This is a genomic window from Streptomyces sp. SLBN-8D4 (genome assembly GCF_049739545.1).
GTDB lineage: Bacteria > Actinomycetota > Actinomycetes > Streptomycetales > Streptomycetaceae > Streptomyces > Streptomyces canus_C.
The window spans coordinates 8,145,282-8,171,411 of the sequence record NZ_JBMGQC010000001.1 but is presented as its reverse complement, the minus strand read 5'-3'; the positions used below and the strand labels follow the sequence as shown (position 1 = coordinate 8,171,411).

Here is a 26,130-nt window from a genome sequence, read left to right as displayed (position 1 = left end):
CACGCACACTGGTCACCCGCACGGGGTAGGAGGCGCCGTATGAACTTGTTCGGCCACTGGCTTGCCTCCCCGTGGCGGCGCTCGACCGTCGCGGTGCTGGCAGGCGCCCTCCCCGTCCTCGCGTTCCCGGCACCGTCCCTGTGGTGGCTCGCCTACGTCGCCCTCATCCCCTGGATCGCACTGATCCGCTCGGCTCCTACGGCGAAACGGGCGGCGTACGACGGCTGGGCCGGCGGTTTCGGGTTCATGGTGGGGATGCACCACTGGCTGCTGCCGAGCCTGAGCGTGTTCATCTTCGTCATCGGCGCCCTGCTCGGCGCGCTGTGGGCCCCATGGGGCGCGCTCGTCCGCCACTTCCTGGCCGGAACTCCCTCGCGCGGCCGGATCGCCGCCGCCCTGGCCGTACTGCCGTCGGGCTGGCTCGGCATCGAACTCGTCCGCTCCTGGCAGGGGCTCGGCGGCCCCTGGGGCGTGCTCGGCGCCAGCCAGTGGGAGGTCGCTCCGGCCCTGCGGCTGGCCTCGGTGGGCGGGGTGTGGCTGGTCAGCTTCCTGATCGTGGCCGTCAATGTGGCGCTCGCCGTGCTGGTGACGGTCCGCGAGTCCCGGGTCCCCGCGGTGGCGGGCCTGGTCGCCACCGCCGCCGTGACCTCGGCGGCCTGGATGTGGTCGCCGCGTCCCGACACGGGCGGCAGCACCCGGATCGCCGTCGTCCAGCCCGGTGTCGTCGACGGCCCCGACCGGCGCTTCGCCCGCGAGGAGCAGCTGACCCGCGACCTCGCGGGGCAGGACCTCGACCTGATCGTCTGGGGCGAGAGCAGCGTCGGTTTCGACCTCGGGGACCGGCCCGACCTGTCGAAGCGGATCGCGGCGCTCTCCGAGGAGACCGGCGCCGACATCCTCGTCAACGTGGACGCCCGCCGCTCCGACAAGCCCGGCATCTACAAGAGCTCGGTCCTGGTCGGCCCCGGCGGGCTCACCGGCGACCGCTACGACAAGATGCGCCTGGTCCCCTTCGGCGAGTACATCCCGGCCCGCTCGCTGCTCGGCTGGGTCACCTCGGTCGGCAAGGCGGCGGCCGAGAACCGCAGGCACGGCTCCGAGCAGGTCGTGATGAACGTCGGCCACGGGCTGAAGGTCGGTCCGATGGTGTGCTTCGAGTCGGCCTTCCCCGACATGAGCCGTCATCTCGCCGAGGACGGCGCCCAGTTGCTGATCGCCCAGTCGTCGACCTCCTCCTTCCAGCACAGCTGGGCCCCCGAGCAGCACGCCTCGCTGGCCGCCCTGCGCGCAGCCGAGACGGGCCGACCGATGGTGCACTCGACCCTGACCGGGGTCTCCGCGGTCTACGACGGGAGCGGCCGGCGCGTCGGACAGTGGGTCGCCACCGACGCCAGCACCGCGCGCGTGTACGACGTACCCCTGGCCACCGGGACGACGCCGTACGTCCGCTTCGGCGACTGGCCGGTGCACGCGGCGCTGCTGGTCCTCGCGGTGTGGTGCGCCGTGCAGCTGGGGCGGCGGTTCAGGCGGCCTGCTCCCGCACCGCGCGTACCACCCGCTCGCACAGCTCATGGGTCGCCAGCGCGTCCCGGGCGCTGAGCACCTTTCCCGCGCGCACGGCGTCGAGGAAGGCGAGCACCGCCTGCTCGATGCCGCGCTGCCGGGCCACCGGCACCCAGTCGCCGCGCCGCCGCACGGTGGGCTGGCCCTTGTGGTCGACGACCTCGGCGAGGTTGAGGACCTGCCGCTTGGTGTCCTGCCCGGACACCTCCAGGATCTCCTCGGCCGAGCCGCTGAGCCGGTTCATCACCCCGAGCGCGGTGAAGCCCTCCCCCGCCAGCTGGAGCACGACGTGGTGCAGCAGGCCGTCCTCCACGCGCGCGCGTACCGTCACGTCGTCGACCGGCCCCGGCACCAGGAACCGCAGGGTGTCGACGACGTGGATGAAGTCGTCGAGGATCATCGCGCGCGGCTCCTCCGGGAGCCCGATCCGGTTCTTCTGCATGAGGATCAGCTCGCGCGGGTGCTCGGCGCACTGCGCGTAGCCGGGGGCGAACCGCCGGTTGAAGCCGACGGCCAGGCTCACGTTCCTCCGCTCGGCGAGCGCGACCAGCCGTTCGGAGTCGGCGAGTTCGTATGCGAGCGGCTTGTCGACGTACGTCGGTACGCCCGCCTCCAGCAACCGCGCGACGATCTCGGGGTGCACGCTCGTCGGCGCGTGCACGAACGCGGCGTCGAGGTCCTGGGCGAGCAGCGAGTCCAGGTCCTGGTGCCGTTGCCCCTCGGGCAGGTGGAGCCCGTCGGCGACCCTTGTCAGCGTCGCCGGGGTCCTCGTCTGCACATGCAGTTCGACGCCGGGCCGACCGCCGAGCACCGGCAGATACGCCTTCTGCGCGATGTCACCGAGTCCGATGCAGCCGACCTTCACGTGGACTCCTCCAGTTGTCTGGCCAGGGCCTTGCCGGAAGCATACGGCGGCGCCGATGGGCCTCGGCCGGCGACCGGGAATTCGCTGGTTGTCGGGGATGAGCTGGGTAAGGATGCGGACATGACGACTCAGCGCGCCGAACCCCCGACCACCGCCGACGAACGCATCATGCTGGAGGGCTGGCTGGACTACCACCGGCAGACGCTGGCCTGGAAGTGCGAGGGTCTGACCGACGCCCAGCTCAGGACCGCCTCGGTGGAGCCGTCCACGCTCTCCCTGCTGGGCCTGGTGCGGCACATGGCGGAGGTGGAGCGCAGCTGGTTCCGCCGGGTCCTGGCCGACGAGGACGCGGGACCGATCTACTACAGCGAGGCCGACCCGGACGGCGAGTTCCGGCTCACCGAGGCCGACACCTGGCAGGAGGCGTACGGCACCTGGCAGGCCGAGATCGACACGAGCCGGGAGAACGCGGCCCGCTTCGGCCTCGACGACATCACCGTGGGCAAGCACCGCCGGACCGGCGAGCGGTTCAACCTGCGCTGGCTCTACACCCACATGATCGAGGAGTACGCGCGCCACAACGGCCACGCCGACCTGATCCGCGAGCGCATCGACGGCGCCGTCGGCGACTGACGTCAGCATCGGGCGGCCCGAGCACACCGTACGGGGGCGGAGATCACCCGTGCGGGGCAACCTCTGCTTGTCCGCTGTCGCCGAGGTCGCCCGAACCAGCAGAGTGACGCGGGTGCATCGAACCACGACTACCGCAACGCTCCTGGTCACCGTGGCTGTCTCGGCTCTCACCGGCTGTGTGACGGTCCAGCGTCCACCCGTGTCCGGGCCGCCGACGACGGCACCGTCGCAGCTGCCGGCGCCGGGGCACGCCCGTCCGGACGGTCAGGCGGAGCCGCAGATCGTGCAGGCCCCGGCCCAGGAGGCGCTGTCCATGATCGACCCGTCCCCGTCCTCGAAGCCGGGGGGAACCACGTCCCGCGACCGGACCCCGGGGGCCGCCGGGGCCCCCGCGCGGCCGCAGCCCCCACAGCCGGCCCACGCGCATCCGGGACACCACCCGGAGCGCCCCGCGCGCCCGGCCCGTCCCGAGCCGTGGAACCCGGACGCCCCGCACCACCGCAAGCCGCGCGTCGAGATCCCGGACGTGGCCAGGTCGGTCCCCAAGTCGGTTCCCAGGGGCCCCAAGGACGTCTGTGGGCTGGGCAGGAAGTACGGCCGCTGGCAGGAGGGCAGCCCCGAGTCGGTCATCTGCGACCAGACCTACGGCCGTTGAGGCACTCGGATCTCAGGGCCGCTGCCGCGGGGGCCCCCACCTTCCGTCGCCGGCGGATCCGCCGTCACCGAGCCGCAGCTCCAGTCTGCTGATCGCCGCCCGCACCCCGTCGCTGTAGCTGTCCTCCCCCAGGGCGTCCGCCGCCCTGCGGGCCCGGCGCAGATGGGTGCGGGCGGCGTCCGCGCGGGCGAGCCGCACATAGTCGGCGGCCAGGTTGAGGTGCAGTGAGGGATACAGGGCGCGCACGGCGATCGCGCTCTCGTGCCGGGCCGGCCGGTCGTCGGTGAGCTCCTCGGCGGCCGTCAACGCCCTGAGGTCCCAGGCGAGTTCGTCGCAGGGGTCCTCCTGGGCGTCGGCCATGAAGTGGGCCAGGGTGCAGCGGTGCAGCGGGTCGCCGTCCTCGCCGATCTCCGCCCACAGCTCCAGGAAGCGGTGCCGGGCCTCCTCGCGGTCCCCCGCGTAGCACAGCATGACGACCTGCCCGATCCGTGTCATCACGGCATCCGGCGCCGTCTGCTCCTGTCGCTCCGTCACGCGTCCTCCAGGCCCTGGTCGGGTGTCGTCGCTGTCCTTCCCGACGCTAGCCGTCCGCACCGACAATCCCGGTCAGGCGGCACCGGGCCCGGTCGGTGCGGCACCGGGCCGGTGGCGGGGTCAGCCGAGGTTCGGGATCGTCCAGTCGATGGGCTCGTGGCCCTGCCGGGCGACCGCCTCGTTGATCTGCGTGAACGGGCGGGAGCCGAAGAACTTCTTCGCCGACAGCGGGGAGGGGTGCGCGCCCTTGACCACCACGTGGCGGCTCTCGTCGATCAGCGGGAGCTTCTTCTGCGCGTAGTTGCCCCACAGGACGAAGACCGCCGGGTCGGGTCGCTCGGCCACGGCGCGGATCACGGCGTCGGTGAACTTCTCCCAGCCCTTGCCCTTGTGCGAGTTGGCCTCGCCGGAGCGGACCGTGAGCACCGCGTTGAGCAGCAGAACGCCCTGCTGGGCCCAGGGCATCAGGTAGCCGTTGTCCGGGATCTCCAGGCCCAGCTCCTCCTTCATCTCCTTGTAGATGTTGCGGAGGGAGGGCGGGGTCTTGACACCGGGGCGGACCGAGAAGCACAGGCCGTGGCCCTGGCCTTCGCCGTGGTACGGGTCCTGGCCGAGGATCAGGACCTTCACCCGGTCGTAGGGCGTCGCGTCGAGGGCGGCGAAGACCTCCTCGCGCGGCGGGTAGACGGGACCCCTAGCCCGCTCGTCCTCGACGAACTCCGTCAGCTCCTTGAAGTACGGCTGCTGCAGCTCGTCGCCCAGAACCCCGCGCCAGGACTCGGGCAGCATGGCGGTGTCGGTCACGTCAATTCCTCACGATGTGCGGTCACTTGCAGGCTTCAGAACCTACAGGCGCCCACTGACAATCGCTGCCGTGAGGGGACCTACCAGCTGGTCTTCCAGTACAGCTCCCACATCGTCATCATGGTCGCCGGGTCGATGACCTTCTCGAGACCGGCGATCTCCTCGTTCGCGGCCACGTACTGCTTGCCCTGCCACAGCGGGACCAGCCGGGCGTCCTTCACGAAGACCTGCTGGGCTTCCTCGATCTGCGGTGCCACGGCCCCGCGGTCGCTCTCCGCGCGCGACTCGGGGAGCAGTTTGCCGGTGATCTCGGGGGCGTCGTACGGGGTGCCGAGCGCGTTCTGCTTGCCCACGAAGGGCGAGATGAAGTTGTCGGCGTCGTGGAAGTCGGGGAACCAGCCGCGCCCGAACACCGGGTACTCGCCCTTCTGGTAGCCCTCGACGTAGGTCTTCCACGGGCGGCTCTTGAGGGTGATCGTGAACAGGCCGGAGGCCTCCAGCTGCTTCTTCAGCTCCTGGAAGGCGGGCTTGGTCGTCGAGCCGTAGCGGTCGCTGGTGTACCAGAGGGTCAGCGGGACGCGCTCGGTGATCCCCGCCTCGGTGAGGAGCTTCTTGGCCTTGGCCACGCTGGGGTCGCCGAAGTCGTCGAAGAAGCTCGTGGTGTGGCCGGTGAGTCCGGCCGGGACCATGGAGTACAGCGGCTCGACGGTGTCCTTGTAGACGTAGTGCACGAGCGCCGGGCGGTCGACGATCTGGGCGACGGCCTTGCGGACCGCGGGCTTCGCGGACCACGGGTCGCGGGGGTTGAACACGAGGTAGCTGATCTCGGTGGTGGGGTTCTCGATGAGCTGGAGCCCCTCCTTCTGCTGGTTGACCTCGATGTCCACGGTGTCGGAGGCGCCGAGTCCGCGGTAGACGACCGAGATCTCCTTGTCCTTGAGGGCCTTGACCATCTCGTCGGACTGCTTGAAGTAGCGGATGGTGACGGCCTTGTTCTTGCGGTCCGCGATGCCCTTGTAGTTGTCGTTGCGGACGAGCTCGGCCTTCTCGCCCTCCTGGTAGGAGTCGAGGCTGTAGGGCCCCGAACCACTGATCTTCCCGTCCTTGCGGATCGAGGTCGCGGAGTACTCCTCCGGGTCCACGATCGACATGGCCGGCGTGGTCAGCACCAGGGGGAAGGTGGCGTCGGGCTGGCTGAGGTGGAAGACCACCTCGCGATCGCCCTTCACCTGGACCCGGGACAGCGTTCCCAGCAGACCGGCGGGGCCGCCGTTGACGTTGATCTTCTTGATGCGGTCGATCGAGTACTTGACGGCGTTGGCGTCGAGCGTGTGCCCGTTGGAGAACTTCAGGCCCTCGCGCAGCGTGCAGCTGTACACGGTGCTCGACGCGTCCGTGAACTCACAGCGCTCGGCGGCGTCGGGTTCGGGGTCCGACCCGCCCGGGGAGTAGTTCAGGAGCGTCTGGTAGACGTTGCGGAACAGCTCCCAGGAGTTGTCCCAGGAGGCCGCCGGGTCCAGCGTGGCGGGGGCGCTGGTGGTCCCCACGACGATCGCCTTCCCGCTGTCGGAGGAGTCCGAGGAGAACACACCACATCCGGCCACCGTGGATATGGACACGAGCGCCGCGAGAGGCGGCAGGTACCGGTTCCGCTTGAACACGCGCTTGCTCCTCGAATGCCGTGCCGAGAGTCGGCAAAACATACCGCAGTGGTGCGCACACTCAACCGGTTCGTCCACGGGCGACTTGATCATCTCATCGGTGATGACCCTGTAGTGCACTTGTGAGGCTTTTGTGCGTCGACACGGGCGCCGTCACTGTCAACGGACGCCCGTGCCGAGGCGACGACTTTCAGCCCACGCCGGCGTTGAGGAAGATGCCGCCGTCCACGACGAGCGTCTGACCGGTGACCCAGTCGGACTGCGAGGAGGTGAGGAAGGCCGCGGCCCCGCCGATGTCGGAGGGCACCCCGAGCCGGGCCAGCGGGTAGGACGCGGCGGCCTCCGCCTCCCGGCCCTCGTACAGGGCCGACGCGAACTTGGTCTTCACGACGGCCGGGGCGATCGCGTTGACCCGCACCCCCGGCGCGAACTCGTGCGCGAGCTGCTGGGTGAGGTTGATCAGCGCGGCCTTGCTGACGCCGTAGGCGGCGATGAAGGGCGAGGGCGCGATGCCCGCGACGGAGGCGATGTTGACGATCGCGCCGCCGTTGTCCTTCTGCCAGGCGTGCCAGGTCTTCTGCGCGAAGCCGAGCGCGGAGATCACGTTGGTCTCGAAGACCTTGCGGGCCACGTTCAGGTCGAGGTCGGCGATGGGCCCGAACACCGGGTTGGTACCGGCGTTGTTGACCAGGTAGTCGATACGGCCGAAGGCGTCCATGGCGCGCTCGACGGCGGCGGTCTGGTGCTCCTCGTCGTGCGCCTTGCCCGCGACGTAGACGGCACGCTCGGCGCCGAGCTGCTCGACGGCCTCCTTGAGCGAGTCCTCGGTGCGGCCGGTGATGACCACCCGGTCACCGCGCGCGACGAGCGCCTCGGCGACGCCGTAACCGATACCGCGGCTGGCGCCCGTGATGAGCGCGACCTTGCCCGAAAGCTCGGGGAGTTGCGAAGTCATGGTCCCGTTTCCCTAGTCGAGCGGTCCGCCGGCGACGTACAGCACCTGGCCGGAGACGAATCCGGCCGCCTCGCCCGTGAAGAAGGCGATGGCGTTGGCGATGTCGTCGGGCTCGCCCACGCGCGCGACCGGGATCTGGGTGGCGGCCGCGGCCTTGAACTCCTCGAAGCCCATGCCGACGCGCTCGGCGGTCGCGGCGGTCATGTCGGTGGCGATGAAGCCGGGGGCGACGGCGTTGGCGGTGATGCCGAACTTGCCGAGCTCGATGGCGAGGGTCTTGGTGAAGCCCTGGAGACCGGCCTTGGCGGCGGAGTAGTTGGCCTGGCCGCGGTTGCCGAGCGCCGAGGACGACGACAGGTTGACGATCCGGCCGAAGCCCGCGTCCACCATGTGCTTCTGGATGGCCTTGGTCACCAGGAACGAGCCCTTGAGGTGCACGTTCAGGACGGTGTCCCAGTCGGAGACGCTCATCTTGAACAGCAGGTTGTCGCGGAGCACGCCCGCGTTGTTCACGAGGATCGTCGGCGCGCCGAGCTCCTCCGCCACGCGCGCGATGGCGGCCTGCACCTGGGTCTCGTCCGAGACGTCCGCGCCGACCGCGATCGCCCGGCCGCCGGCCGCGGTGATCTGCTCCACGGTGTCCTTGCAGGCTGCCTCGTCGAGATCGATCACGGCGACCGCGCGGCCCTCGGCCGCCAGTCGTACGGCGGTGGCGGCGCCGATGCCGCGCGCGGCACCGGTGACGACGGCTACCCGCTGCTCAGTGGTGGACATTGCTGATTCTCCTCGCCCTTGAGAACGTTCGGCCCGACCAGGTCGGTGAGCGACCGCTTAGTACCTTCGGCACGTGACGCTAGAAGCCCTGGCACGCGGTGTCAACGTCCCACGGGACCGGTGTGATCCATTACCTCACCAGCAGGTCGAGCAGACGCTCCGGCTCGGCCGCCGGATCCAGGGTGAGTCCGGTGTGCACGGGGCCCGGCTGCACGACCGTGGAGCGGGGTGCGACGAGCCACCGGAAGCGGCGCCCGGCGTCGTCGCGCGCGGCCTGCCCGGCCGTCTCGCCGCCCGCGCAGACCGCTTCGACGCCACTGAGGGCGGCCCGGACGCCTGCCACGTCCGCGGCGGGATCCAGCGCGCGCAGCCGGTCCTCGTCGAGGTGGGTACGCACACCTACGTACGCCTTCGCCCGGCAGTAGACGATTACGCCGGCGTTGATGGACTCGCCGCGCTCGACTCGGGGAACGACCCTCAGCAGGGCGTACTCGAAGACATCCCGTTCGCTGGCCCGCCCGCCCTTGATGACGTGGCGCTCCACCACACTGCCGGCCATGTGGATGTGGCGCTCGCTCACTTGTCCCCCTCGATGCCGCTGATGCGTTCGTGGACTGCGGCGGCCCGCAGGAGCAGGGGCCGGGCGTACGCCCTTCTGAGCTCGTCCGGGGTGTCGAAGCCGGGCTCGTCCGCCAGCCAGGCGTCCGGGATCTCGGCGGTGACCTCGGCCAGCAGGTCCTCGGTGACGCGGGGGGCCAGTTCGGCGGCGGCGGTGGCGAGATCCGGCGCGAAGGGCTTCAGGACGTGGTCCGAGGCGTCGTAGGGACGGGCGGCGGACTTCTCGGCGCCGGGCCAGTTGTGCTGCCAGATCATGGTCGCGCCGTGGTCGATGAGCCACACCTCCCGCTGCCACCACAGCAGGTTGGGGTTGCGCCAGGAGCGGTCGACGTTGTTGACCAGCGCGTCGAACCAGACGATTTGGCCGGCCTCCTCGGAGCTCACCGGGAAGGCGAGCGGGTCGAAGCCGAGTGCTCCGGAGAGGAAGTCCATGCCGAGGTTCGTGCCGCCGCTGGACTTGAGAAGCCCCTGCACCCGCTCGTCGGGCTCGCCGAGCCCCAGGTCCGGGTCGAGGTCGAGGGTCAGGAGCCGCGGCACCCGGAAACCGAGCCGGCGGGCGAGTTCCCCGGCCACCACCTCGGCGACCAGCGTCTTGCGGCCCTGTCCGGCGCCGGTGAACTTGATGACGTACGTCCCGCGGTCGTCGGCCTCGACGAGCCCCGGCAGCGAGCCGCCCTCACGCAGGGGCGTGATGTAGCGGGTCGCGATGGCTTCCTTGAGCATCGCCCCAGGTTACTGGGGGGTGTCTGAACAACAGGCACTCCGGGGCCGTACCTCAGGGCAGTTCGGAGAATCCGTGGAAGGGGACGTCAACATGGCCAGCGAATCGATTCATCCCGCATCGGCCCCCAGTCGCCGGGTCGTCGTTGCGGCGGTCGGCGCTGCGGGACTCGCCCTCACCCTGAACGCGTGCGGGTCGGGGGACGACGCCTCCTCGTCGTCGGACGCGCCCGCCGCCGGCAGCGTCCTCGGGAAGACCTCGGACATCCCCGAGGGCGGCGGCAAGATCTTCAAGGACTCGGGCGTGGTGGTCACCCAGCCGACGGCGGGCCAGTTCAAGGCGTTCTCGTCGAAGTGCACCCACCAGGGGTGTGCGGTGACGGGGATCGCCGACGGGGTCATTACCTGCCCGTGCCACAAGAGCGAGTTCTCGGTGGCCGACGGCAGCGTGAAGAAGGGGCCGGCGACGCAGCCCCTGCCCGAGGAGAAGATCACCGTCAGCGGCGACTCGATCACGCTGGCATGAGGTGTCAGGCGCGGCGCGGCCGTCGGAGACAGGCCAGTACTTCGTCCGTGGTCGCGAGCGTGGCGACGAGGGCCAGCGTGTGACGGATCATCGCCGGGGTGTAGTCGGAGGGCACCCCCGCGATGGCGTCCGTCACCACCAGGGCGCGGTAGCCGCGGTTGACCGCGTCGAACACGGCGTTGGGCACCGCCACGTTGGCGGAGACGCCGGTCACGACCAGCGTGCGGCAGCCGAGGTTGCGCAGCAGCGCGTCGACCTCGGTGCCCTGGATCGGCGACAGGCCGTGCAGCCGTCGTACGACGAAGTCCTCCTCGCTCACCTCGATCGGGGGCGCCACCCTTACCGCGGTGGTCCCGGACAGCTGCTGGACGGGCAGGCGTTCGGCGGCCTGGAAGAGGCGGGCGTTGCGGTTGGCGCCGCGCCCGTCCGGACGGCGTTCGGCGATCGCGTGGATCACCTGGACCCCGCTCTCGTGCGCGGCGGCGACCAGCCGGGCGACGTTGGCGAGTGCGCCCGAGGTCCGTGCCGCACGGGCGAGTTCGGGCAGGGCGCTCTCCGGTCCGACCACGCCCTGCTGGCACTCGACGGTGAGCAGGACGGTGCTCTCGGGATCGATCAGCTCGCTGAGTTGTTCGTACGACGGCACGGTTCCCCCCTTGTCGCCGACGGCCCGGAGCCGGTGACAGTAGCGACCATTGCGTGTGGGCGGAAGACGACCCATCCTTTTCTGACGTGATGTCAGAGGATCTCTCCTCTGACACGACGTGAGAGAAAGAGGGGGACGCATGACCGTCACTCAGCGCCGGGGCCGGAAGATCATGATGACGCCGGGCGAACTGGACGAGTTCCTCACCAGCCAGCGCACCTGCCGGGTCGCCACGGTCTCCGCCGACGGCGCTCCGCATGTGAGCACGCTCTGGTTCGCCTGGGACGGCACCTCGATGTGGCTGTACTCCGTGGTGCGCAGCAAGCGCTGGACGGATCTGCGCCGCGATCCGCGGGTCGCGATCGTCGTCGACACGGGCGAGGAGTACGACGAACTGCAGGGCGTGGAGCTGTCCGGGACCGTGGACTTCGTGGGCGAGGCCCCGCGCACCGGCGAGCTCCGTGCCGAACTCGACGTGCCCGAGACGTTGTTCGCCCGCAAGAACTTCCGGCTGGAGGAGATGCCGCACGACGGGCGGCACGCGTGGATACGGCTGACCCCGGAGAAGATCGTCTCCTGGGACTTCCGCAAGCTGGGCTCCGCCTGACTCACACGGCCTGCTCCGCCGCCGACTTCAGCGCCTCGACCGCCGCCCGGATCGACGGGCGGCGGTCGGCGTCCGCGCGCCACACGGCGTAGATGTGCCGGCTGACCGACTGCCGTACGGGCACGGTCCGCACGCCCTGCGGGACCGGACCGCGTCCGAGCCGGGGCGCCACGCACACGCCGAGTCCGGCGTCGACCAGGGCGAGTTGGGTCGGGTGCTCCTCCGCGCGGTGCGCGACGCGCGGTTCGATCCCCTTGGAGCGCAGGGTGTGCATCAGCCACTCGTCGCAGAACTCGCCCTCGCCCCAGGTGACCCAGTCGTCGTCGGCGAAGTCCTCCAGATCGACCTCATCGCGGTGCGCGTGCCGGTGGGTCGCGGGCATCGCCACGTCGGCCGTGTCGTCGACGATCGAGAACTTCACCAGCCCGTCCGGCATCGGCAGCGGCTTGTTGTACCAGTCCAGGACGACCGCGAGATCGTAGTCGCCGCGGATCACGGCGTGGACCGCGGCTTCCGGGTCCATCTCACGCGAGCCGATCCGCAGCGCGGGATGCGCCGAGCGCAGTTGGGCGAGCGCCGCCGGGAACAGTCCGCGCACGGCCGTCGGGAACGCGGCGAGCCGCAACTCCCCCACCACCTGGCCGCGCTGGGCCTCCAGGTCGGACTGGGCGAGTTCGACCTGGGACAGGATGCGCGCCGCGTGGTCGGCGAGGAGCCGGCCTGCGTCGGTGAGCCGCACTCCCCTGCCGTTCTTGGCTAGCAGCTGCTGGCCGACCTCGCGCTCCAGCTTGGACATCTGCTGCGAGACGGCCGATGTCGTGATGTGCAGGCCCTCGGCGGCGCCGCTGACCGAGCCGTGCCGGGCGAGGGCGTCGAGGGTGCGCAGGCGCTCCAGGTTCAACATGTAAGCGATCCTACGAGATATCTCGCGGAAATACTCGCTTGTGCTACGAGATCGCTTGCCGGATCGTGGTCGGCATGACCACCGCGACCGTCGCCGAAGCCCCTGTCCGGGCCGCCCGCCGCCCCGCCCTCGACTGGCGTCTGCGCTTCGGCGTGCTCTCGCTGATCTGGGGGTTCAGCTTTCTCCTCATCAAGGTGGGCACCGAGGGGTACGCCCCCTTCCAGGTGACGCTCGGGCGGCTGGCGTTCGGGACGTCGGTGCTGGCCGCGGTGATGGCGGTGAAGCGGGAGCGGCTTCCTCGCGGGGTGCGGACGTGGGGGCATCTGACGGTCGCCGGGTTCCTGCTGAACGCGCTGCCGTTCTCGCTCTTCGCCTACGCGGAGCTGACGATCCCCTCCACGCTGGCGGGGATCTGCAATGCGACCTCGCCGTTGTGGGGGATGGCGCTGTCCGTGGTCGCCCTGTCCGAGGACCGGCCCACGCGCGTGCGTGTCGCGGGGCTCGGTCTCGGATTTCTGGGGGTGCTGACGGTTCTCGGCGCATGGCAGGGGTTCAGCGGACTGGACGGCAGGGGGACGGCGATGGCTCTGCTGGCCTCGCTCAGCTATCCGGTCGGGTGGATCTACGTGCGACGGACCCTGGCCGGAGTGGGGTACTCCCACATATCCCTGACGGGGGCGCAGTTGCTGCTGGCCACACTGCAACTGGCGGTCGTCACTCCACTGTTCACCGGTGTGCCGACCCACGTCGAGCTGCTGCCCCTGCTCGCGGTCGCTGCCCTGGGGGCGCTCGGTACGGGACTGGCCGTGCTCCTGCAGTACGGGTTGGTCGCCGAAGTGGGGCCGACCACCGCGCAGATGGTCACGTACTTCATTCCGGTCATCGCCACGGGCGCCGGGGTCGCGGTGCTCGGGGAGTCGTTGAGCTGGTCGACGCCGGTGGGGGCGGTGGTCGTTCTTGCGGGGGCCGCGCTGACTCGGGTTCGGCGGGGCGCCTGATGCGGCGGGGCCCGACGATCGCCTGCGGCTGCGGGTTCGTTGTGGCTGGTCGCGCTCACGCGGCGGAGCCGCATATCGACACAGCCCCGCACCCCTGCGCAGGTCGACCGTGCCCCGCTACACATGGTTCCGGGTCGGTGCAGGGCCCACCGCCTTCGCGATCGCGTTCGCCAGCGAGGGGACTTCGCCACTGCGCAATGTCGCCACCGTCACCCTGATCCCCTGCGGTGTGCCCATCCTGAAGCGGGCGCCCGGGGCCACCGCCCACCCTGCGTGCAGAAGGCGGGACACCGCGCCCGTCTCGTCCGGGACCGGGATCCACACATTGAGGCCGCTGCGGCCGTGGGCCTCGACCCCGCGTTCCGCCAGTGCGCCGATCAGCCGGTCGCGGCGCTCACGGTAGGCGGCCGCCACCTCCGCGGTGTCCAGTACGCCGTCCGTCCACAGGTGCACCACCGCCCGTTGGGTGATGCGGCTGACCCAGCCGGGACCCAGGCGGTGGCGGCCGTGGACGCGGTCGACGGTGACCTCGTCACCGGTGAGGACGGCCAGCCGCAGATCGGGACCGTACGCCTTGGCCACCGAGCGGACGAAGGCCCAGTGGCGGGTGACTCCGGCCAGAGGGTGCAGGGGGAGGTCGACGATGCCGTGACCGTGGTCGTCCTCGACGAGAAGGATGTCCGGGTGGTCCCCGAGGACCGCGCGGAGGGCACGCGCGCGCGTAGCGGTCACCGAGGCGCCGGTCGGATTCTGCGCCCGGTCGGTGACGATCAGGGCTCGGGCGCCCGCCTCCAGGGCCCGGCGGACGTCCTCGGGGCGCGGCCCCTCGTCGTCCACACCCACCGGGGCGATCCGCAGACCCAGCGCCGGGACCAGGTCGAGGAGGCTGCCCCAGCCGGGGTCCTCCACGGCGACCGTGTCGCCCGGCTTGAGGTGGGCGGCCAGCACCCGCTCGATCACGTCCAGGGATCCGGAGGCGACGGCGAGAGGCCCGTCCGGGACGCCGTCCGCATCGAGCGCACTGCGCGCAAGGCGCGCGAGCTCGGGGTCCACGGTCGCCTCTCCGTACAGGACCGGCTCCCGGTCGCCCTGTGCGGCGGCCGCCGCGAAGGCGGGCGCCAGCGGGGGCAGCAAGGCGGGGTCCGGGTTGCCGTTCGCCACGTTCCGCACGCCCTCCGGTACCTCCACCCGGATGTCCTCGCGGCCCGTGGTCGCCGGCTTCGGCCGGACCCGGCTGCCTCTGCGGCCGGCGGTCTCGATGACCCCGCGCTCGCGCAGGGTGCGGTACGCCGCCGCGACCGTATTGGGATTCACGCCCAGCTCGTTGGCCAACTCCCGCATGGGTGGTAGCAGTTGGCCGGGCTCCAGCTCCCCGGCACCCACCGCACGCTCGACGCTCGCCGCAATCTCCGCTGCGCGTCGCCCTTCGATCCGATATTCTCCTAGCACAAAGCAGATTATGCACTAGTGCAATGGAGACCGCAATGCAGGGGACCACCGCGACCACGCCGGAGCCGACCGCCTACGCGCCGACGGACCGCACCGTCCCGACGCGCTCCCCCGACCGGGCCTCGTACGACAGGGAACTGGTGCACTCGATACTCGACGAGGGCTACGTCTGCCATCTCGGCTTCGTCCGGGACGGCGCCCCGGTGGTGCTGCCCACGCTGTACGGCCGGGTGGGCGAGCGGCTCTACGTCCACGGCTCGACCGGTTCGCGCCCGCTGCGGATGACCGGCCAGGCGGACCCCGGGCTGCCGGTGTGCCTGACGGTCACGCACGTCGACGCGTTGATCCTGGCCCGCTCGGCCTTCCACCACTCGATCAACTACCGCTCCGTGGTGGTGCACGGACTCGCGTACGACGTCACGGACCCCGAGGAGAAGCGCCTCGCCCTCGACGCCCTGGTCGACCACGTGGTCCCGGGGCGGGCACTCGACTCCCGCCCCGCCAACAAGAAGGAACTGGCCGCCACCGCCGTCATCCGCCTCGACCTCGACGAGGTCTCCGCCAAGCTCCGCACCGGCGGTGTCAACGACGAGCCCGAGGACCTCGCCCTCCCCCACTGGGCCGGCGTGGTCCCGCTGCTCAAGGGCTACGGCACCCCGGTCGCCGACGGGCACCTGGACCCCGGCACCGAGGTCCCGGACTACCTCGCGGTGCTGTGATGCTGATCCATCCGTGGGACGCGGCCCGTGACGACGCCGAGTGGCAGCAGTGGCTCGCCGTCCACGACTTCGGGCAGCTCGCCGTCAACGGCCCGGCGGGCGACCCGCCGTTCGTGCAGCCCTTGCACTTCGTCCACGACCCCGCCCGGGGCGAAGTCCTCACCCACCTCGCGCGGCCCAACCCGCTGTGGGGTGCGCTGGAGGCGAGCCCGGACTGCCTGCTGAGCGTCGTCGACGACTACGCGTACGTCCCGGGCCCGTGGCAGGCCGACCCGGACGGCCCGTCCGAGCACGGCACGCCCACGAGTTTCTACGCGGCGGTGCAACTGCGCTGCCGGGCCCACGTGGTGGACGACCCGGCCGAGAAGGCGGTGCTCCTGAACCGCCAGGTCGGTCACTTCCAGCCGCAGGGCGGCTCCGCGCGGGTGGCGGTGGGCCAGGTGCCGTACGGGCGGATGCTGTCGGGGATTCGCGGACTGCGGCTCGAAGTGACCGGTGTGCGGGTGAAGTTCAAGTACGCCGGCAAGAGAAGCGCAGAGGTGCGGGACCGGATCGCGGACAGGCTGGCGGAGCGGGCCGGTCCCGGGGACGCGGCGGCGCGCGAGCACCTGCTGCGGCGGCAACGCGCCTGAGCGGAGGGGCCCTTCATGGAGAAGGGCCCCTCCGCCTGTCAGGCGGGCACGCACGTCTCGGTCACCGCGAGCCCCGCGACCGCGCCCAGCATCAGCAGGGTGCCGAGGAGGACGGCCGGGGTGAGGCGCTCGCCGAGGAGCAGGACGGCGAGCACCGCCGCGCTCACCGGTTCGAGCAGCATGATCACGGAGACGGTGGTGGAGCGGACGACCGCGGCGGCCGCGAAGTAGAGGCCGTAGGCGAGAGCCGTCGGGACGGTCGCCAGGTAGGCCAACAGGCCCAGGAGCAGGGCGGGTCGGGCCGTGTGCGGGAGCAGTCCCTCGGCCAGTGCGAGGGGCAGCAGACACAGGCTGGTGACGGCGAACACCGCCACCGACGTTCCGGAGGACTCCGCCCGGGCGGCACGCGTGATCAGGGTCATCACACAGCAGCCCGCCGCTGAGAGCAGCCCGAGCAGCACACCCAGGGGGCGCACCGACGCGTCCGCACCGCCCAGCGTCAGCACACCGAGTCCGGCGAGCGCTCCGGTGACGGCGACGGCTCCGCCGCGCCCGAGCCGCTCCCCGAGGGTGAGGCGGGCCCCGAGTGCGATGAGCACGGGGCCTGCGCCCAGGGTGACGACGGTGGCCACGGCGAGGCCGGTGGACCGTACGGCGGCGAAGTAGGCGGTCTGGAACACCGCGAGCCCGACGCCCGACGCGCCGACCCGCAGGGCCCTGCGACCGAGCGGTTCCGGGGCGGCCGTACGCGCGCGTGGCCGTACGAGACGGACCGCGAGCAGCACCATCAGTCCGGCCGCGCAGCGCCAGAAGGACAGGGACACCGGGCCCAGGTCACTGGTCCGGTAGACCAGGGAGGCGACCGCTCCCGCGGTGCCCCAGGTGGTGCCGGCGACGATCAGATAGAGGAGGCCTCGCCCGACGGGCAGGCCTGAGGAAGCATGCGACACGTGTTCTCTCCGCAGTCGCGCCGAGGCGCGGAAGTTCGGAAGAGGACGCCCGCTCGTGGGCGGGGTCCGCGGACTTCGTCTGCGGGCAGCACCGTTCGGCCCGGCGACAGACCGGGCGTGGTCTCCGGAGGGCCCGCCTCAGGCGGCCGGCGGAGAGACGATCCGGGTGCGTGTGTGCATGATCCGGGAGCCTAGGCGGCGTTCTCCCGGGCGGGCAACCGGGTTTCGGCGCCCCCGGCGGCGACCGGCTCCGCGGACCCCTTGGCCGGGGTCGAGGACTGCGCGATGAAGGCGCCCAGCAGGACGACCGCGCCACCCACGATCTGCGGTGCCGATAGGTGCTCGCCGAGCAGCACCCAGGCGAGGACGGTCGCGACGACCGCTTCCAGGCAGGCCACGACCCCGGCTATGGCCGGTGAGAGCCTGCGCACCGAGACCACGCCGGTGACATAGGCGAGGACGGTGGCGATCAGCACGATCCAGCCGAGCAGCAGTCCGGCCGCGACCGGGGTGCCGTTCATGTCGGCGCGCTGCGCGAGGACGGAGAAGTCCATGGTCCAGGGGTGGGCCACGGCGGTCAGGAGGGCGGTGCCGACGAGCAGGCCGTAGGCGATCACGCCGAGCGGGTCGGGAGCCAGGTCCCCGGAGTCGCTGCCCTGGTCGGACAGGACGAAGTAGCCGACCTGGCAGCAGGCGGCGCCGAGTGCGAGGAGCAGTCCGAGGGCGTCGAAGCTCAGGCCCGACCAGACCTCGACGACACAGGCGAGCCCGCCGACCGCGAGGACCACGCCGAGCGCGGCGGCGCGGGTGACCGGCCGCCGCTGCACGAACCGCACCCAGCCGAGCACCAGGGCCGGGGCGAGGTACTCGACGAGCAGGGCGACACCGACCGGGATGCGGGAGATCGAGGCGAAGTAGAAGGCCTGGACGCCCGCCACGCCGAGCAGCCCGAAACCGGCGAGCAGGGCGGGACGGCTGCGCAGCAGCGCGCGGTGGCGGACGGCGAGCGGCAGCATCACCAGGGCGGCGCCCGCCACCCGCAGCCACACCACGTGGAGCGGATCGAGGCCCGCCTCGATCAACGGCTTGGCCGCGACCCCGGATCCGCCGAAGGCGAGCGCGGACACCAGCGCGAGACCGAGTCCGACACCCTTGCCGTCACCGAGACCGGCTCCCTTGCCGTCACCGGCCGCCCTGCTGCTCTCAGACGTGTGCACCGGCCCATGATGACAGGGCACGACATGAGCGTCACCCCCGTTGACTCCTGTCTCATCGACTGGACCGCGGCGGCCCGCCCCACAGGCCCCCGGGCAGACGGTCGTCGATCCGCGCCGACACGGCCCGGGCGTCGATTCCCGCACGGGTCAGCACCTCGACGGCCCGCGACTCGGGGTCCACCAGGATCGCCGCGAGCAGGTCGATCCCGCGGGCCGGCCCGTCGGCGCGCTGCTCGGCCCGGACGCAGGCGTACTCCATCGCGCCCGCGGCGAGCGGTGAGAAGCCCTCGGCCACCGGCACCACGGGGACCGCGCCGGAGTCCTCGACGCTGCCCTGCCAGCGCAGGCCGTAGCCGATGCTGCGCTGCACGAGATATCCGAGGAGCCGCGGCAGCTGGGGATCCGCGTCGAGGACGGCGTACGCCTCGGCGTCGGCGTCCAGCAGGGAGTGCAGCAGATGGGCGGTGTCGATCTGCCGGTCCCCGTCCCTCAGCGCCCGCCTGCGGGCACCGGACACCACCGCTGCCAGTTCCGCGCTGAGCCTGACATCGCCGTCCGGGCGGACCGGCGGCGGGCCGCTCTGTTCGCGGGCCGACTGCCGGGGGATACGGGGGTGCACATCCCCCACCCCATCAGTCCCACCGAATCCGGGCATCCCCGAGGGGAAGCATCTTCGCGTCCCACGGAGAGCGGACGCCGGCGCCAGGATCTCCTCCTTACGGATGAGATCACGCCGTTCCGCCCTGGTGGGCGCGCACCACCTTGCCGTGCGCCCCTCGCGCAACCGTCGCACGACGTCGTTCGTCCCACACAGGAGTGGAGAGCGGGAGCCGGCTGGTGACATTGCCGGCCGTGGACGGCAGGCAGTACGTGTACCGGGTGTACGCCCCGGAGGACGCGCTGCTCGCCGACCTGTTCTGGGAGGCGTGGCACTGTCACGACGAGAGCGCGCACCCGCGCGCGTGGGATCTGTTCGACGCGGCGGTGATACGGCAGGTGGGGTGAACACCCCTTCCTGTTTCCCTACGTTCTGACGTTTCATCAGTATTGAATGTTGCGCCCCCTGCGGCTACTTTCCGCGACACCACAGCCCGACACGAAGAGGTGGCCGCATGGCGGAAATCAGCGCGGAGGCACGCATCCCGGCACCCGCGGAGAAGGTCTGGGCCCAGCTCACCGACTGGTCCGCGTACGGGGAGTGGAACGCGACCCACACCAGCTTCCCCAACGGCGGCCCTACGGTCCTGGAACCGGGCGGGACCTTCCAGGAGAACATGAAGCTGATGGGCTTCCCGGCCGAGGTCGAGTGGACCATCGACCAGGTGGAGCCGGCCCGGCTGTTCGCCATCCGGGGCAAGGGCCCGATGGCGGTGAGCGTGGCCACGCGCTACACCCTGACTCCCGACGGGGACGCCACAACCGTCCGCATCGACGGCGAGTTCACGGGCGCGGCCGTCTCCCTGATGGCGGGCAAGCTGAAGGACTCGGGGACCGCCGCACTGAACGAGTCACTGCGGAAGCTGGCCGGACTGGTGTCCTGACGGCGGCACACCTGACGGCGCCACACAGGAAGGCGCCCCGGGAGTCTCCTCCCGGGGCGCCTTTCGCCGCCGTACGCCTGTGATCAGTCCTCGTCGGCGAGGATCAGGTACAGCTTCTTGCGGGCCTCGTTGATGACGGCCACCGCCTTCTCGCGCTGTTCCTTGCTGCCGGTCTTCCAGACCTGGCCGAAGGCCTCCATCAGACCGAAGCCGGCCTGCCGGATCTCGCCGAGCGCCTCGAAGTCGATGCCGCGGGAGGCTTCCTCCCAGGGCGCGTCGGGACCCTCGTCGGCCGCGGTACGGCCGGCCTCGGTGAGCGAGAACAGCTTCTTGCCGCCCTCGGTCGCACTGGCGATCAGCCCCTCGTCCTCCAGCAACTGGAGGGTGGGGTACACCGAACCGGGGCTGGGCTTCCACGCCCCGCCGCTGCGCTCGGCGATCTCCTGGATCATCTCGTAACCGTGCATGGGCCGGTCCTTGAGCAGGGCCAGGATCGAGGCGCGCACGTCACCGCGCCGCGCCCTCCCCCTGGGTCCGCCCCGCCCCCTCGGCCCCCAGGGCCCGGGGCCGAAGCCCGGCCCTCCGAAGCCGGGGCCACCGGGGCCGCCCGGACCGAAGGGCCCGAAGGCACCCCGCAGGCTCTCGGGACCACCACGGCCCCGACGACCGGCTCCACCATGTCCACGCTCGAATCCGTGGGAACGCATCGCAGTCACTCCATTCCATCGTTGATCTGTCGCGATGCTTCAACGATATATCGGAACCGATCGCATGGCAAGGCCCTCAAGTCGGATCGCGTGTCCCGTCTCACCCGGTCGCGCGACTGAGGGCGCTCCGGTTCGAGGATGTCGATGCGGTACGTACGTTCCGGTGGTCGCGCGGTGAGCGTCACTTCCCGGGGTGGCACTGTGCGGCGACGACCGGGCGGCACGTCGGCTTCGAGTCGCGGCCGGAGCGGGACCGACTGCTGCTGATGGAGTTCGATCCGAATCCGGTGGGGATCGGCTCGCAGCCGTTCTGGCTGCACTGGCATGACGGTGAGCGGGAGCGTTCCTCTTAAGCGATCTCGATGCTGAGTTGGGAGCCCAGTTCCTCGAAGCCCAACGCGGCCGCAACACGCCGGGAGGCGGGAGGGCGCGCGCGCCACTGCGGCAGCAGGCCGGCGGCAAGGGCATGAGCGACCGCAGCTGAGCCCGTCACTCGGGCCAGTCCTCGCCCTCGCACTTCTGGCGCCGTCAGCACGCTGATGTGGGCCGTCCGCCCCGGCCAGACCTGATATCCCGCAGCAGCAACCACCTGGCTGTGCTCGCGGACCACGAACGCGGGCGACGTGATCTCGTCCAGAGCAGCCTCACCGGCGTCCTCATGACCAGCCGCTTGCTCCAGGATCCGCAAATCCGGTTGAGCAGCTGACAGTTGCTCCACCGTCAACGCGCCGGCTTCCACCGGCCGGAAACTGGCTGGGGACACATAGGACAGCGCCGCCGGCCCGAGCACCCGAGCCACCGGAAGGGCCTCCCGGACCAAAGCGCTGTCCACGACGGCCTCGACCGGCAGTCTCCCGAGTGCGCCACGAACGATCACGGCGGCACTTTCACTCGGCGCGGTCACGATCGCAGATCCGCCCAGCGCAACCACGCCGACCCAGCCCACCGGGCACAGCCCGGACCGGGGGGAGACCACGACGTTCACACCGCCCGACGGGGCGAACGACACCGGCACTTGGGCCAGGTCTTCCCAGAGCTCACGGGCCCGGACCACTAACGCATCCATCGACGGCGACCAGATGGATTGAGATGCCGGGCTGCTCAAAAACCGCCCCGAGAGGATGGGCCGAACCATTTCGGCGGTGCTCCCGTGCCGGGCGGCGGCGCCAGTATCGCGTGAGTCGCGAGCGAGGTCGGAGAGCAAGAGCCGTCACCCATGGGCAGAGGAGTGGGCCCGTGTTGGACCTGCCATCGCCTTCTTCACGCGTGGGTCTGCGGCGAGCCCGGCCGGCAGCCGGGTGGCCGCGTCGAATTTCGCGGACAGTAGCTGCTGCACGGTGACCTTGGCCGTCCTGTCCGGAATATCACTGGTGCGCCCTCCCATCGAGGACCGGGTCAGATCAGCACCTCGCAGATCGGCTTCGGTGATATCGGCTCCGCTGAGGTCGGCGGAGCCGAGTGTCGCATCGCGCAGGTCCACTTTGTTCATGAACGCTTTGCGCAGGTCCGCACCTCCCAGGTAGGCGCCTCGCAGATCCGCGAAGACCTCGGCTTGCCGCAGGTCCGCCGCGGGCAGGAACGCACCACGCAGATCCGTTCCCAGCAGGTTGGCGCGACGCAGGTCCGCAGCATCCAGGTAGGCGTCCCGCAGATCCGCGGCCATGAGCGACGCGTCGCTCAGGTCCACCTGGCTCACACTGACATTCCGCAGGACCGCATGGAACAGATTCGCTCGGCGCATGACCAAATGCTGGGCCTCCATATCGCTCAGCCGGGCTTGACTCAGATCGGCGCCGCTCAGGTACGCATCGTTGACGGACGCGTCCCGCACGTCGGTGTGGCTCAGATTCGCACCGCGCAGGTCGGCACCGTTGAGGTTGACGTGGGGGAGATACGTTCCCTCAAGGTCTACGACGGCCGTACCGTCGTGCCGGCCGTCCCTGACACACAGCACCGATAGGGCTGCCGCCGCGTCCCTGGTCAGACGGTCCAGGGCGGCAGCGCCCTTCTTCGGTTTCGGCGCGTGTGCACGAATGTAGGCGGAGAGGACCTCGACGACGGTGTGCTGATCGCGTGGGGAGTCCTGCATGATGCGCTGCAGGGCGTAGATGCCACCCAGGCGGACGTCCTCGGAGTCGTCGCCGAGGTTGCCGATGGCCGCGTTGTAGCGGTCGGTTATCTGCCCCTCCCGGGCGATGGCCTGCTCATGACCGACCTGTTTGATCGAGACCCATGCGAAGGCGGCAACGGCGAGGGACGCCATCGTGGCGAGCAGGCCGAGGGAGCGTTCCAGGCGGACCCACCAATTGATGCGCTCGGCGGCACCGCTGTGCGCCGCGCCTGGATGCGGATCACCGGCGGCGACCGACCCGGTGAGCGTACGGGGCCGCCCAGTGGCCCCTGCGCGCTGGCCGCGCTGCCGGGCTCCGAGTGGGGAGCCGACCGACGTCCTCCGCGGTTGCCTCCTCCGCCCGGCGATGCGCTGGATCTGCGCACGCCGCGCCCCCGGCCGTGGTGTGCCCCCCGTTGTCATGAACCCACTGTGCGCCCACCAGCGGGCAGCCCGCTCACCGTTTGCACAACCGACGCACGTCGGGTGACTCCCTGGTGCGGGCCTCGGCGAGTCCGTCGGGCTGCCGGCGCAGGTCCAGGACCTCGCCCGGGTCTGCTGATCGCCACCAGCGTCGGGCCCTGCGGCCACGAGCCCGGCCCGATGGTCTCCGCAAGCTCCCGGTACGCCGCCTTGCCCGCAACGTTCAGGTCGAAGTGGGACCTGCGCCCGGCCTTGTTGCTGGCGTTGACCCGCGAGAAAGACCAGTTGGTGCACCTTCGCCTCGTTGGCCGGCGTCGATGAGGACCACCTTGGCCCCGTGCCGAGACAGGTTCCAGCCCACACCGGCTCCGAGAATGCCCACTCCGATGACAGCAACGCGTTCAGACCGCTGCGCGCACCCGACGCTCACGAACGGCCCCCTTCCAGGGGTGCGGCCCGACTCCCACCACCCAGCGTGCCCTCACCCCTGTTCCTCAGGCGATCCGGTCCGCGGCGGCCTCGTCGTCGCTCATGGCCGAGTAGACGGTGACGATCGACGCGACGTCATCCACCTCGACGGGACCGACGATCCTCAGCCACGCGAGCTCGGGCATCCGCCGAACCGACCGACCATATCGGCGGTTTCGGCGGGCCAGGGGTACGGCGTCCGCGGCAGGTGGACCAGGTCCGCCCATGATCTCCGCCGGATCTAGTCGCCGGTCGTGCCGTCGAGCATCTCGCGCAGGATGTCCAGGTGGCCGTTGTGGCGGGCTGTCTCCTCGGTGAGGTGGAGGAGGATCCAGCGCAGATCGACGTGGAGGCCGTTGCGGCCCGCTCGCTGGGCCTGCTTGTCCAGGCTGGTCCCGGCGACCAGTTCGCGATAGCGGGCGCTCTGCTCGGCGTATTCGTCGAGCAACTGCGGGAGCGGGAAGTCGACGGCGATACGCATCTCGCGGTCGGGGTCCTCCTCGGTCCAGGGGCCCCGGTCCTCCTCGCCGAGGAAGACCACTTGGAACCAGTAGTACTCGACCCAGCGGAGGTGGTTGATCACTCCGCTCATGGTCATCAGCGGTGAGCCCGGCAGGAGCGACTTGCGGGCGTTCTCCGCAGAGACGCCATCGCACTTGGCGCGGGCGGTGTCACGTGTGTAGTCGAGAAACGTGGTGAGCTGGGTGCGCTCGTCCCACGCGGGCGGCGTGTCGTCGATTCTGGTCATCGAGCGAAGCGTCTCCGATCACCACGACCTACGTCGAGGTATTTAACGACAGACCCAACTCGCTCCACCCCGGCTCCTTCCCCGGCGGGCGGCTACAGCGATTCGGCGCCGGTGGGCGCCCCGGCATGATCCGCCGAGCAGGCCCTGGTTCCTGGCCTGCGGGCATGACGGAGCACCCCGGGTTCGGCGCGATGCTGGCGCGACTGCCGGACTGGCCACAGAGGCCTCGTCCGGCATGCCCTGGCCGACCGATCCGGGCTGGGCTGGGCGAAGGCGAGGTCCGTGCGGTGCTCGCGGGGGACGGCCCCGGTGCGGAGCTGCTCCGGCGGCCGACGCCCGCGCCGGGCTTCCCCACCGTCGACACCGACGTCGCACCGGAGACCTACGCAAGGAAGGGTGGCCGCCATGCCCGACCTGTTCGTCCACGCTCGACGGGCGGTCCGGGACGACATGGCGCCGCTGGACGCCACGACTGCGCCCCGGGTGGAGAGCACGGTGACAGCCTCGGTGCGTCTCCCGGCGGCGGAACGCCGTGACCTCCTGCGGCTGGTCCACTCACTGCCCCAGGAAGGGGGTGATCGGCTCAGGTCGCAACGAACTGGCCCCGCGCCTGGTGACGGACCTCGCCGCCCTGCCGGGGATCGACGCCCGCGCCCAGGCACGACACGTCTGCGAGCTCGCGCGCTCCCTGCGGGGCCCTTCCCGAGACGCGCACCTCTCCACAGGTCAGCGGCACGATCAGGACTGACGTCGTCGGGACGGGACGGTCACTTCAGGGCCTCGCGCAGCGTGCCGGCCATCAGGTCGATGGCTTCCTTTCCGGCCGCCACCGGGCCGGTGTGGGTGAAGTAGTGGTCGACCCCCTCGAAGACGCGGTGGGTGACCGGGACACCCGCGGCCTCCAGGGCCTTGGCATAGGCGTCCCCCTCCTCGCGCAAGCGGTCGTTCTCCGCGGTGACGACCAGGGCGGGCGGAAGTCCGGCGAGATCGTCGGCGAGGCCGGGCGAGACGAGAGGGTGGGCGAGGTCGGCGGGGTCGGGGACGTAGGCGGCGGTGAAGATCCGCATGAGCTGCGGGGTGAGCAGCGGCTTGGCCACGAGGGACCGCTTGGTGGCCGGGTCGGCGAGCTGGTCCAGCGGTGCCGAGTCGAGGATCTGGAGCCGGGGCGAGAAGGTGCCGCGCTCCCTGGCCAGGCGGCACACCGCGGCGGTCAGGTTGGCCCCGGCGCTGTGTCCGCCCACGGCGAGCCTCGAACCGTCCCAGCCGCCGGCGGCGCCGTTCTCGGCGACCCAGGCGGTGACGTCGTAGGCCTGGGTGACCGGTGCGGGGTACGGCCGCTGCGGCGCGACCGCGTAGTCGACGTTGATGACGACGCAGCCGGCCGTGGCGGCGATGTAGCGGCAGATGTGGTCGTCCTGCTCGGGGCGGGCGACCACGAACCCGCCGCCGTGGAAGTTGACGTACACGGGGGCGGGGGTGGCGGTGGTGGCCGGCGGACGGTAGACGGTGCACGTCACCGGCCCGGCACCGGTTTCCACCCGGAGGGTCTCGGTGCGCGCCGGGATGTCGGTGAAGCGCAGGTCCTTGTGTACACGGGACATCACGCGGCCGAGCAGGAGCTGGATCCCCCTGGCCTTGGTTCCGGAGCTGAACGACATGACTGAGCACCCATCGCTACAAGATTAAAATAACAGGAATCCTGA

The 26,130-nt window shown here is 70.9% G+C and carries 30 protein-coding genes; 11 read left to right on the top strand and 19 right to left on the bottom strand.

The window, feature by feature from the left end:
- Positions 1-39: 39 nt before the first annotated feature.
- Positions 40-1,599: an apolipoprotein N-acyltransferase gene (lnt, locus tag RKD20_RS37165; RefSeq protein ID WP_424881520.1), complete on the top strand. Its 1,560-nt coding sequence runs from the start codon at positions 40-42 to the stop codon at positions 1,597-1,599.
- Here the strand turns inward: lnt and RKD20_RS37160 are convergent.
- Complete coding sequence (locus RKD20_RS37160; RefSeq protein ID WP_424881519.1) at positions 1,523-2,428, bottom strand: Gfo/Idh/MocA family protein; 906 nt, start codon at positions 2,426-2,428, stop codon at positions 1,523-1,525. The two genes, lnt and RKD20_RS37160, sit on opposite strands and share 77 nt — an antisense overlap.
- A gap of 120 nt (positions 2,429-2,548) precedes the next feature.
- On the opposite strand from RKD20_RS37160, the gene RKD20_RS37155 reads away from it, so the two are divergent.
- Together RKD20_RS37155 and RKD20_RS37150 are read left to right on the top strand one after the other, a co-directional pair.
- Positions 2,549-3,061, top strand: a complete 513-nt coding sequence (locus RKD20_RS37155) for a DinB family protein (RefSeq protein WP_424881518.1) — start codon at positions 2,549-2,551, stop codon at positions 3,059-3,061.
- Between the two features lie 199 nt (positions 3,062-3,260).
- Positions 3,261-3,716 (top strand): hypothetical protein, encoded by a 456-nt coding sequence (locus RKD20_RS37150; RefSeq protein WP_424881517.1) that lies wholly within the window; start codon positions 3,261-3,263, stop codon positions 3,714-3,716.
- A gap of 12 nt (positions 3,717-3,728) precedes the next feature.
- Here RKD20_RS37150 and RKD20_RS37145 read toward each other — a convergent pair whose 3' ends face one another.
- From RKD20_RS37145 to RKD20_RS37115, 7 genes are all read right to left on the bottom strand, one after another.
- Positions 3,729-4,250 carry a hypothetical protein gene (locus RKD20_RS37145; RefSeq protein ID WP_424881516.1) on the bottom strand — a complete coding sequence of 174 codons (522 nt, stop codon included), beginning with the start codon at positions 4,248-4,250 and terminating at the stop codon, positions 3,729-3,731.
- A 120-nt stretch (positions 4,251-4,370) separates the two neighbouring features.
- Positions 4,371-5,054, bottom strand: a complete 684-nt coding sequence (locus RKD20_RS37140; RefSeq protein ID WP_020123495.1) for a uracil-DNA glycosylase — start codon at positions 5,052-5,054, stop codon at positions 4,371-4,373.
- Between the two features lie 80 nt (positions 5,055-5,134).
- A complete protein-coding gene (locus RKD20_RS37135) occupies positions 5,135-6,715 on the bottom strand; it encodes an ABC transporter substrate-binding protein (protein WP_424881515.1) in 1,581 nt (526 codons plus the stop codon).
- A 190-nt stretch (positions 6,716-6,905) separates the two neighbouring features.
- Complete coding sequence (locus RKD20_RS37130) at positions 6,906-7,670, bottom strand: SDR family oxidoreductase (RefSeq protein ID WP_424881514.1); 765 nt, start codon at positions 7,668-7,670, stop codon at positions 6,906-6,908.
- A 12-nt stretch (positions 7,671-7,682) separates the two neighbouring features.
- Complete coding sequence (gene fabG, locus RKD20_RS37125; RefSeq protein ID WP_424881513.1) at positions 7,683-8,444, bottom strand: 3-oxoacyl-ACP reductase FabG; 762 nt, start codon at positions 8,442-8,444, stop codon at positions 7,683-7,685.
- 130 nt (positions 8,445-8,574) lie between these two features.
- Entirely contained in the window at positions 8,575-9,024 is a 450-nt protein-coding gene (locus tag RKD20_RS37120; protein WP_359431869.1) for a DUF3037 domain-containing protein, read from the bottom strand.
- Positions 9,021-9,785, bottom strand: coding sequence for a HipA family kinase (locus RKD20_RS37115; RefSeq protein ID WP_424881512.1), 765 nt, complete (start codon positions 9,783-9,785; stop codon positions 9,021-9,023). The genes RKD20_RS37120 and RKD20_RS37115 overlap by 4 nt, the downstream gene beginning before the upstream one ends.
- Positions 9,786-9,876: 91 nt before the next feature.
- On the opposite strand from RKD20_RS37115, the gene RKD20_RS37110 reads away from it, so the two are divergent.
- Positions 9,877-10,308, top strand: coding sequence for a Rieske (2Fe-2S) protein (locus tag RKD20_RS37110; RefSeq protein WP_424881511.1), 432 nt, complete (start codon positions 9,877-9,879; stop codon positions 10,306-10,308).
- 4 nt (positions 10,309-10,312) lie between these two features.
- Here RKD20_RS37110 and RKD20_RS37105 read toward each other — a convergent pair whose 3' ends face one another.
- Positions 10,313-10,954, bottom strand: coding sequence for a cysteine hydrolase (locus RKD20_RS37105; RefSeq protein ID WP_424881510.1), 642 nt, complete (start codon positions 10,952-10,954; stop codon positions 10,313-10,315).
- Positions 10,955-11,093: 139 nt separating this feature from the next.
- Between RKD20_RS37105 and RKD20_RS37100 the strand changes: the two genes are divergently transcribed.
- A complete protein-coding gene (locus RKD20_RS37100) occupies positions 11,094-11,561 on the top strand; it encodes a pyridoxamine 5'-phosphate oxidase family protein (RefSeq protein ID WP_359431873.1) in 468 nt (155 codons plus the stop codon).
- Position 11,562: 1 nt separating this feature from the next.
- Here the strand turns inward: RKD20_RS37100 and RKD20_RS37095 are convergent, their stop codons facing one another.
- The gene (locus RKD20_RS37095; RefSeq protein WP_424881509.1) at positions 11,563-12,465 is read right to left on the bottom strand and encodes a LysR family transcriptional regulator; all 903 of its coding nucleotides are present in this window, start codon (positions 12,463-12,465) and stop codon (positions 11,563-11,565) included.
- Positions 12,466-12,539: 74 nt separating this feature from the next.
- On the opposite strand from RKD20_RS37095, the gene RKD20_RS37090 reads away from it, so the two are divergent.
- The gene (locus RKD20_RS37090) at positions 12,540-13,463 is read left to right on the top strand and encodes a DMT family transporter (protein WP_424881508.1); all 924 of its coding nucleotides are present in this window, start codon (positions 12,540-12,542) and stop codon (positions 13,461-13,463) included.
- A 117-nt stretch (positions 13,464-13,580) separates the two neighbouring features.
- Here the strand turns inward: RKD20_RS37090 and RKD20_RS37085 are convergent, their stop codons facing one another.
- On the bottom strand, positions 13,581-14,912 hold the full coding sequence (locus RKD20_RS37085) for an aminotransferase class I/II-fold pyridoxal phosphate-dependent enzyme (protein ID WP_424881507.1): 1,332 nt from the start codon (positions 14,910-14,912) through the stop codon (positions 13,581-13,583).
- Between the two features lie 35 nt (positions 14,913-14,947).
- Between RKD20_RS37085 and RKD20_RS37080 the strand changes: the two genes are divergently transcribed.
- Together RKD20_RS37080 and RKD20_RS37075 are read left to right on the top strand one after the other, a co-directional pair.
- Positions 14,948-15,631 carry a pyridoxamine 5'-phosphate oxidase family protein gene (locus RKD20_RS37080; RefSeq protein ID WP_424881506.1) on the top strand — a complete coding sequence of 228 codons (684 nt, stop codon included), beginning with the start codon at positions 14,948-14,950 and terminating at the stop codon, positions 15,629-15,631.
- Positions 15,631-16,263 carry an FMN-binding negative transcriptional regulator gene (locus tag RKD20_RS37075; protein WP_424881505.1) on the top strand — a complete coding sequence of 211 codons (633 nt, stop codon included), beginning with the start codon at positions 15,631-15,633 and terminating at the stop codon, positions 16,261-16,263. Before RKD20_RS37080 ends, RKD20_RS37075 begins: the two co-directional genes overlap by 1 nt.
- Positions 16,264-16,301: 38 nt before the next feature.
- Here RKD20_RS37075 and RKD20_RS37070 read toward each other — a convergent pair whose 3' ends face one another.
- From RKD20_RS37070 to RKD20_RS37060, 3 genes are all read right to left on the bottom strand, one after another.
- Positions 16,302-17,213: a DMT family transporter gene (locus tag RKD20_RS37070; RefSeq protein WP_424881504.1), complete on the bottom strand. Its 912-nt coding sequence runs from the start codon at positions 17,211-17,213 to the stop codon at positions 16,302-16,304.
- Positions 17,214-17,404: 191 nt separating this feature from the next.
- Positions 17,405-18,430: an EamA family transporter gene (locus RKD20_RS37065; RefSeq protein WP_424881503.1), complete on the bottom strand. Its 1,026-nt coding sequence runs from the start codon at positions 18,428-18,430 to the stop codon at positions 17,405-17,407.
- A gap of 52 nt (positions 18,431-18,482) precedes the next feature.
- A complete protein-coding gene (locus tag RKD20_RS37060; protein ID WP_424881502.1) occupies positions 18,483-19,049 on the bottom strand; it encodes a Clp protease N-terminal domain-containing protein in 567 nt (188 codons plus the stop codon).
- Between the two features lie 218 nt (positions 19,050-19,267).
- On the opposite strand from RKD20_RS37060, the gene RKD20_RS37055 reads away from it, so the two are divergent.
- Complete coding sequence (locus RKD20_RS37055; protein WP_424881501.1) at positions 19,268-19,435, top strand: hypothetical protein; 168 nt, start codon at positions 19,268-19,270, stop codon at positions 19,433-19,435.
- A gap of 107 nt (positions 19,436-19,542) precedes the next feature.
- Positions 19,543-19,971 (top strand): type II toxin-antitoxin system Rv0910 family toxin, encoded by a 429-nt coding sequence (locus RKD20_RS37050; protein WP_007380551.1) that lies wholly within the window; start codon positions 19,543-19,545, stop codon positions 19,969-19,971.
- Positions 19,972-20,054: 83 nt separating this feature from the next.
- Here the strand turns inward: RKD20_RS37050 and RKD20_RS37045 are convergent, their stop codons facing one another.
- The 4 genes from RKD20_RS37045 to RKD20_RS37030 all read right to left on the bottom strand — a co-directional run bounded on the left by RKD20_RS37045 (position 20,055) and on the right by RKD20_RS37030 (position 24,427).
- Positions 20,055-20,678, bottom strand: coding sequence for a PadR family transcriptional regulator (locus RKD20_RS37045; protein WP_028808617.1), 624 nt, complete (start codon positions 20,676-20,678; stop codon positions 20,055-20,057).
- A gap of 349 nt (positions 20,679-21,027) precedes the next feature.
- Entirely contained in the window at positions 21,028-21,744 is a 717-nt protein-coding gene (locus tag RKD20_RS37040) for a GNAT family N-acetyltransferase (RefSeq protein ID WP_424883406.1), read from the bottom strand.
- Positions 21,745-21,888: 144 nt separating this feature from the next.
- Positions 21,889-22,941 carry a pentapeptide repeat-containing protein gene (locus RKD20_RS37035; protein WP_424881500.1) on the bottom strand — a complete coding sequence of 351 codons (1,053 nt, stop codon included), beginning with the start codon at positions 22,939-22,941 and terminating at the stop codon, positions 21,889-21,891.
- 979 nt (positions 22,942-23,920) lie between these two features.
- Positions 23,921-24,427, bottom strand: a complete 507-nt coding sequence (locus RKD20_RS37030) for a DinB family protein (RefSeq protein ID WP_424881499.1) — start codon at positions 24,425-24,427, stop codon at positions 23,921-23,923.
- 574 nt (positions 24,428-25,001) lie between these two features.
- On the opposite strand from RKD20_RS37030, the gene RKD20_RS37025 reads away from it, so the two are divergent.
- Positions 25,002-25,175: a hypothetical protein gene (locus RKD20_RS37025; protein WP_424881498.1), complete on the top strand. Its 174-nt coding sequence runs from the start codon at positions 25,002-25,004 to the stop codon at positions 25,173-25,175.
- Between the two features lie 19 nt (positions 25,176-25,194).
- Here the strand turns inward: RKD20_RS37025 and RKD20_RS37020 are convergent, their stop codons facing one another.
- Complete coding sequence (locus tag RKD20_RS37020) at positions 25,195-26,085, bottom strand: alpha/beta hydrolase (protein ID WP_424881497.1); 891 nt, start codon at positions 26,083-26,085, stop codon at positions 25,195-25,197.
- Between the last annotated feature and the right edge of the window lie 45 nt (positions 26,086-26,130).